Source organism: Prosthecobacter sp., from assembly GCF_044373815.1.
Classification (GTDB): Bacteria; Verrucomicrobiota; Verrucomicrobiia; order Verrucomicrobiales; family Verrucomicrobiaceae; genus Prosthecobacter.
This window is the reverse complement of sequence record NZ_JBIPNG010000691.1, coordinates 1-2,602: the sequence shown is the minus strand read 5'-3', so window position 1 is coordinate 2,602 and position 2,602 is coordinate 1. Positions and strand designations below refer to the sequence as shown.

The window sequence follows — 2,602 nt, the reverse complement described above, 5'->3', positions numbered from 1 at the left end:
GCGCGTGAGGCATTTTTGAGCGCATGGGAACGGGCGGATGTCAGCATGGCATCTTTGTCAAAGCTCAGCCAGCTGCCGCCGCGGATGACGTGCTCTTCCGGCGCACCGGGCCATGCGTCTGCGCACCATTCAGACACATTGCCGCCCATTTCATACAGGCCCAGGGTGTTTCCGCGCGCGCTGTCCACAGGCGCAGTGTAGGAGTAGTTGTCTGTTGTGCCGGGGATTTTGGTGGCATCCAGATTGGCTGAGAGTGCCGGCGGTTTCCAGTCATCCGCCTTGGGCGTCCAAGGGTAGTGTGTTTTGTTGGAGAGGTGCCTCGCGGCAGGATCGGCACCGGTTTCATTTTTCAAACCGGCAGCCAGGCTCCATTCGGTGTCGCTTGGCAGGCGGTAGGAGGCGGTGGCCGGGATGAGCTTGCTTGTGCGGTCGCGCTCGGTCAGCCAGGCGCAAAAAGCCACGGCATCCTCCCAAGAGACGCCAGCGGCAGGATGATTCCCTCCTAGCAGGAAGGAGGGTTTCTGGCTCCAGTTGCGTCCGGTATCACGCAGCCAGGTTTCGAAATCACGCACACTGGTTTCCGTGACGCAGATGAGAGGGGCGTTTTTCTCCTGCAATGGGACAAAACGCATGCCCAGCGCATTGATGAAGGAACTGCCATCCGCCACTGCTGGCTTCAGATTTGCAGGGTCGGGCAAGCCGCCATCATCGCCCTTGCCCTGCATCTGCTTGCGCAGTGCTTCCACCGCAGTGGCGTCGACCTTGCGGCTGTCAGTCATTGCCTTCATGCGTTCATCCAGTGCCTGCTTTTTCTCCGCATCGGAAGCGGCCAGGAGGCTGGCAGTGCGGCGTTTGTCATCAAACACACAGCGGAAGCCGATGGTGGGTGCACGCAGGTCTGCAGGCACGACATACTGATAGGCGGAGGTGAGGCACTCAGCCCGGAAATAGGCCCAGGAGCCGCCGCGCAAGATCCCAGTCGGCTGCGCCCGTATCTCCACTGGCTGGGTCCATTCCCAGACATTGCCCGCGAGGTCAAACAGTCCCTCCTGAGTGGGAGTAAAACTTCCTACCGGTGCGGTGAATGCATAGCCGTCGTTGGCGTAGCCGGTGATCTCGCCATCGGCAAAGTTGGCGGTCTTCGCCGGCGGCGGCCAGTCCTGACCCCAAGGATAGATTTGGTCGTCCAGCAGACGGTCTTCCGCGGAGAGGCTGATCTTCTTGCGACCACGGGCCAGGCCCACGGCAGAGTCCCACTCTTCCGGCGTCGGCAGGCGGTAGTTCTGTGAGCTGTCGATCAGGTGCTGTTCGCGCTCGGTTTCGGTGAGCCAATTGCAGAAGGCCACGGCATCCTGCAGGTTGACCCCGACTACCGGATGCTCTGGCGATTGCTCAAAATGCGTCTGGTAGGACCATGGATACTTCTTCTGCCGCAAAAATTCATTCCATTCGGAGAGCCGCGTCTCCCAGATGGCAAACTGCACGGTGGTGCCGGGAATGCTGGCAAAGCGCATGCCTAGACTGCTTACCCGTGGCGCATTTGGACTGGCCCCTTCAGGCTTGAGGCTGGTTTGTCCGTGGGCGGCAAAACACGCGGCCAAGCCGAGGACAAGTGCAGTCAGAAGGGAAGGGGTGCGGCGCATGGAATTTGATAAATGCAAAGAGGGCCGGGTTCATCCAAAAAAACTCAGGGCAACACGACTGTCTACATTTTGCCGGAGAAAAATGTACGCTGCCAGCACAGCTTGGTGTCAAAGTGTTAACACACTGGAGAACTTTATTCTTTGCGCTGGGTATCAGCATGGTACAGTCACCTCCCTTTTTGAAAAATGCCGATCCAACCACGGCAAACCATTCAGGTCGCCGCTTAAGCGACCTTTGGCGGCAGCTTGGCCGCGTGGTCCGTTTTTAAAACATTTGAGTCGTTTTGACGCTTTATTGGCAGGGTAAGCAAGTGCTTTAAAGTTATCTGATGATGGATCTGTCCAAGTTTGCCAATGACGGCTTTGAGCGAGGTGCGGAGCGCTGGAAAGAGGCTGCCTGGCTTTTGACGAAGATGATTTTTTTTCAAACTTCGGTGCCCTGGCCCTCCGCTCTGCGGTCAACCCTGCTCCGTTGGTTCGGTGCGCAAGTCGGCTCAGGCGTGGTCATCAGGGCAAATGTGAACATTTCCTTCCCATGGCGGCTGGTCCTGGGTGACTACGTCTGGCTTGGAGAGGAGGTCATGATCCTGAGTCTTGCCCCAGTGAAAATCGGATCACATGTCTGTGTTTCACAGCGTTCTTTCTTGTGTACAGGCTCACACGATCATCGCAGAGAAACATTCGATTTGATCGTGCGTGGCATCACGTTGGGCGATGGTTCTTGGGTCGCCGCACAATCGTTCATCGGTCCTGGTGTGGAGGTGGGCAGCGGAAGTGTGGTGAGTGCAGGAAGTGTGGTGATGAACTCAGTCCCCGAACGCACTTTGGTCAGGGGAAATCCTGGAGTTGTGATCAAAACTCTGACTATGGACTCAGATGCACCACCCGCTGATTCTTGATAAAAGAGTGAGTAAGCCCTGGTGTCGAAAAAAGTGCGATTTCTCAGCGAAGTGTTAACG

At 57.1% G+C, this 2,602-nt stretch carries 2 protein-coding genes; one reads left to right on the top strand and one right to left on the bottom strand.

What is annotated here, in order from left to right; genetic code table 11:
* Nucleotides 1–1,643: formylglycine-generating enzyme family protein (locus ACIREA_RS30350; RefSeq protein ID WP_397386055.1), on the bottom strand; the 1,643-nt coding region annotated here is incomplete at its 3' end.
* Between the two features lie 329 nt (nt 1,644–1,972).
* Between ACIREA_RS30350 and ACIREA_RS30345 the strand changes: the two genes are divergently transcribed.
* The gene (locus tag ACIREA_RS30345) at nt 1,973–2,542 is read left to right on the top strand and encodes a WcaF family extracellular polysaccharide biosynthesis acetyltransferase (protein WP_397386054.1); all 570 of its coding nucleotides are present in this window, start codon (nt 1,973–1,975) and stop codon (nt 2,540–2,542) included.
* Nucleotides 2,543–2,602: the final 60 nt, after the last annotated feature.